Origin of the sequence: Borborobacter arsenicus, assembly GCF_003934165.1 — a bacterium.
GTDB classification, from domain to species: domain Bacteria; phylum Pseudomonadota; class Alphaproteobacteria; order Rhizobiales; family Rhizobiaceae; genus Pseudaminobacter; species Pseudaminobacter arsenicus.
In genome coordinates this window covers 1-3596 of the sequence record NZ_RKST01000080.1, presented here as the reverse complement: position 1 = coordinate 3596, position 3596 = coordinate 1, and the positions used below count along the sequence as shown (strand labels likewise).

The following is a 3596-nucleotide window of genomic DNA, read 5'->3' as shown; positions in this document are numbered from 1 at the left end:
GCGGCCGCGCCAACGCCGACATCGGCCGAAATCCGAAATCACCATAGCCGTCGACTGTGGCCCGCGGGTTCCTTCCTCGGGGACTTTCGTACGCCTGCCGGCGCCCGAAACTCTTCGCGACTGCAGACCGGCGGCTTCTGGAGTTCGAATGGCGATAGCCGACGTTCAACTTGCTTGAACCGAGGTCGCGAGCTGATCCGTCGCGGCATTCAAAGAAAGGGAAGCATTGAGCGAAGGTGACCCGGAGGATGCTCGACCGCAGCGAAGGCGACGAGTGACCGCAAGAGATAGACTAAAGGAAACTCGCTCGGAAGCTCGTCGGCGTCAATGCGACATGCGCATCGACCGGAGGCCGGAGCTCGAAAGCCCTCGGTTCGCGCGCAAAGTTCCATAGCCGGAGGAGGCACCACTCCGTCCGCCGACCGACGGCAACGGCAAGCTCGTTGCTTGATATATGAAACGGCGTACGCTCCCAGCCGTTGGTCGTCTTCACCTCGATTAATCGCTCGCTACCATCACGGTCAAAGGATGCGATATCGTATCCCGCACCGTCGCCCTCCTCTTCCGATATCCATCGCACTCGCTCGGCCAGGTCGTGGCGCCCTGCATTGGCCAGCGATACCCGTTCGTGCTGTACATCAGTTCCTCACCGCGGCGGCCAAGCGCGCGATTCCGTTCGTCGCGCGCGGCAACGTCATAGCGCATCGCAATCGCCATCGTCTGCTCAAATTCGGCAGGCTCTGGCACATTCGACATCGTCGGCGGCGGCCCGATCCACAGCGCGGCGGGATCATTGAATTGCCTTGCAGATCGGAGGGGATGCACGGGCATGAGCCAGTCAGGATGGGCCCACGCTGTCCGCCCCATTCCGATTTGACAGCCGTCAGATCCGACGTCGGTTGTTCAACCAGCTTCTCGATCAGCCGTCTAAGTTCCGACGGCGTCGTTTGACCGGCAACCACCTCGCAATAGCCGATGCCGGCCCGTCGGAGAGCCTCCTTTTTCACGGCATCGCGGGCAGCGGCCGTTCCCTGATGGTGACCTTGGCCCTGATATTCGACGACGTGGCGCGGCCTACATTTTTCGTCGACGAGGAGAAGATCGACCCGTTTCGAGTTGATGCATTTGTACGCCTCGCTATCGCGACTGCGCAGAATTTCGCCTAGGGACACTTGCGCCATTACCTGCCAATGTGGATTGCGCGCGATGACCATGTGGTCCAATTCCCGGAAAACGCGCGCCTCGCTTCTGTTCAACAAGGGTTGGATGGAGAACTCGGCTCCCATCACGATGCGTAGCTGATCGGCTGCATCGACGGGTTTTGAGACAACAGACGTGAGCGCTCCAGGCAACTCTCCAGATCCGGAGCTGGTCTTAATGCGCGGCTGTTTCCATTTCCGGCGATTGTGCCGCTTCCACGCTTGTCTTCGCAAGTGTGCCCGAAACCGCTCGATTGCCGCACCAACAAATGCGCCGATGATCAACACTAGAATCAGTGAATCGGATTCGGCGAGATCAAAATACTCGTGGAGCATAAATTCAGGATACAGCAGCAAGATCACTGATAAGTGAACTAGATCTCTCAAAATGAGTCGAATAGCACTCGCAATACCATAGAATAGGTATGTGGATTTGGGGCCGATAACAGACCGTCCTCTTTCCGATCGGATTCAGAGGATAGCTGCCATTCAGCAAGCGACCCTCATTGCTGCCGTTTGCAGTGCTTCCGTCGCTGCCCGAAACTTGCCGTTCGTTCAATCCCTCCAAACGGCACAGCCAAGGCCTGCGACCAGAGCGGACATTCCGGTCGGCTCGAGGCATCGTTGTGACCTGACCCAATGCGGTCGCTCAACAGGTTGTCGCTGTAAGCCCCAACCTGACCCTAACCGGATCATGACCGCACGTGCTCAATTCGTCGGTTGCGCCTCCGGGAATTTCCAGCGGCCCTCAAGGATTTCGGAGCGCGGACGATAGAGGCGCACCAGATAGTTCCATCCCTTCACAATCGGCAGGCAGTTCGGGATGTTGCCGTCGCAGCCGCCGAACTGCACGACGACCGAGCCGTTTGCTCGCTTCTGGGCCGTAATGTTGTTGAGCGAATAGGCGTTGAGAGGGTTCGGCTCCATGAAGCCTTGCGCGTTGTAAACGATGACAGACCAGAAGCCGTCGACCGGCACGTCTTCCACTGTGAGCCTATGGACGGTCGTGCCGTCGTTCCTTTCGGGTGTGATCGGCAGATAAAGCGCATCCCTTTCCGGGTTGCCGCCCCAGCCCATTGCTGTGCCTATCAGGTGACGCACCGGATCGACCTCATCCTTCGAGCCGAACATGCGCCTCGTGTCGGTCAGGGTTTCGTTGAGCATGAGCAGCGCGTTGCGCACCTTCTTCTGGCTCGTCCGATCCCAGTCCGGCAGTTCAAGCGTCCCGGCGCTTTGCTGATCGATCCTGATCGCGTCTTGCAGCTCGTGGACCTCCTGCACATCGTTTGGATCGACCAGGGTGCGAATTCCGACCAGCATATAACGCGTGCCTACCTTCCTCGTGTCGAACGTGTAGCTTCCCGGGTCGTACAAGACGTTGCCGACCACATAGTGGTCCTGGTTGAACGCCTGCAGCGACATGAACCTACCGCCCGCGCCCGGCATCGTGATCGTGACAGATCCGGCGTCCAGATCAAAGACGCCTGAGGAGTAAAGTGTGTCGCGGTTGGGGCGCACGACCGGTTGTTTGTCGACCGGCACCACCTCGCGCCGATGCAGCAGCTTGCCGAGGCCGCCAGCCTCCTTTGCCGAACTAGCAAAATACATATCGCTCTCAGCCCGGATGAAGTTGTCGGGCGTGACGGGGATTGGTTCATCGGCAAGAAGCGGATCGGCCATCACCAGCTTGAATGCCATCGAAGCAAGAATGATCGCGATCTTCATCTCGACCTCCTCAGTTCACCTTCACAGCGGGCGGCGCCTTCCACGAGCCGTCGAGGACCTGAGGCTCGGGCCAGTAGAGACGCATGGCCATAACGAACGGACCTGCAGGTGCCGGCAGCCAATTCGCTTCCTTGTCGGCGCCAGGAGAGTCATGCTGGATGTGGATGGTGACCCCGCCATCGGCGTCCTTGGTGAGTTGGGGAACCATAGCGGAGTTGATGAGGTAACGGTTGAGTGGGTTGGCGTAAAGCAGGCTCGCCGGCATCTCATAGAGGGTCACGGACCAGAAGGCTTTGACCGGCGGCAACTGACCGCTGGCGAAATGCAACGTGTAGCGGTTCTTGCCGTCGAGCGGCTTTCCACTGGCATCCACGAAATAGGCCGGATAGAACGCTTCTTCTTTCGAGTTGCCGTAAATGCCGTCCGCCGCCACGGTCATACGGTAGAGATAGTTGCCATCGAGAAATTCGCGGCTTCCCACCATCTGGCTTGAGCTGATCTTTCCTGTGCCAAGCGCCTCGTGCGTAACCTTGTAGTCGGCCCAGGCGTCCGCGTGTGATTTTTCGTGGAATGAGGACCCTGTTTGAGGGGTGATTTTCGTCCAAACGGGACCCCTTAACGTGGGGTCATCAAAATGCCTCCGGTTTCATCGGAGGCATTTGCGTTTTGGAT

Annotated in this window: 3 protein-coding genes and 1 pseudogene; all 4 read right to left on the bottom strand. The window is 58.7% G+C overall.

The genetic code is table 11. The annotated features are described in order from the left end of the window. Positions 1–292 precede the first annotated feature (292 nt). The 4 genes and pseudogenes from EET67_RS26320 to EET67_RS25155 all read right to left on the bottom strand — a co-directional run bounded on the left by EET67_RS26320 (position 293) and on the right by EET67_RS25155 (position 3405). On the bottom strand, positions 293–580 hold the full coding sequence (locus EET67_RS26320) for a protein NO VEIN domain-containing protein (RefSeq protein WP_245451248.1): 288 nt from the start codon (positions 578–580) through the stop codon (positions 293–295). Between the two features lie 313 nt (positions 581–893). Continuing rightward, a pseudogene (locus tag EET67_RS25165) lies at positions 894–1535 on the bottom strand (DUF2726 domain-containing protein); the annotation flags it as partial. A 372-nt stretch (positions 1536–1907) separates the two neighbouring features. Next, positions 1908–2924, bottom strand: a complete 1017-nt coding sequence (locus EET67_RS25160) for a DUF1254 domain-containing protein (protein WP_128628897.1) — start codon at positions 2922–2924, stop codon at positions 1908–1910. Between the two features lie 10 nt (positions 2925–2934). Beyond that, positions 2935–3405, bottom strand: a complete 471-nt coding sequence (locus EET67_RS25155; protein ID WP_245451247.1) for a DUF1214 domain-containing protein — start codon at positions 3403–3405, stop codon at positions 2935–2937. Positions 3406–3596 lie beyond the last annotated feature (191 nt).

Coding starts and splice junctions, on each gene's coding strand:
- EET67_RS25160 (WP_128628897.1), bottom strand. CDS start 2,924: ATGAAGATCGCGATCATTCTTGCTTCGATGGCATTCAAGCTGGTGATG.